1 protein-coding gene is annotated in these 630 nt (G+C 63.2%); it reads left to right on the forward strand.

Translation table 11 applies throughout. The features are described from left to right. Positions 1-134 precede the first annotated feature (134 nt). Positions 135-630 (forward strand): transposase (locus BST14_RS28225; RefSeq protein ID WP_211280837.1); only part of this gene is annotated, 496 nt, incomplete at its 3' end.

A 630-nucleotide genomic window follows, 5' to 3' on the forward strand; every position in this document is an offset into this window, starting at 1 on the left:
GGTTGCGTCCGCCAAGGTGGTGTACGAGTCGGGGACCGATTTGGTGACCGGCGTGTCGTAGCCGAGTGATTGAAGGTCATCGCGTGATTCTTCGAGAGACCGTCCAAAGTTTCTCGAGCAAAGGAATCGACGCGATGACCACTGCCCACGATATCGACCTGCCCGCTGTGCTGGCCGAACGACTCACCACCACCCATCCCGATGTGCTGCGCGAGTTGTTGGCCACATTCATCCACGCCTTGATGGGCGCTGAAGCCGACGCGCTGTGCGGCGCCGGTTATGGTGAACGCAGCGCCGATCGGACCAATCAGCGCAACGGCTACCGGCACCGCCAATTCGACACGCGCGCAGGGTCATTGGATCTCGCGATTCCCAAAATGCGACACGGATCCTACTTCCCGGACTGGCTGCTGGAACGCCGCAAACGCGCCGAGCGGGCACTGACCACCGTGGTGGCCACTTGCTACCTGCTTGGGGTGTCGACGCGGCGGATGGACAAGCTCGTCGAGACCCTCGGCATCACCAGCCTGTCCAAGTCGCAGGTATCGGTGATGGCCAAGGAACTCGACGCCGCCGTCGAGGCGTTTCGGACGCGGCCGCTAGAGGCCGGCCCGTACACGTTCATGGCCG

It is taken from the genome of Mycobacterium arosiense ATCC BAA-1401 = DSM 45069, from assembly GCF_002086125.1.
Taxonomy (GTDB): Bacteria; Actinomycetota; Actinomycetes; order Mycobacteriales; family Mycobacteriaceae; genus Mycobacterium; species Mycobacterium arosiense.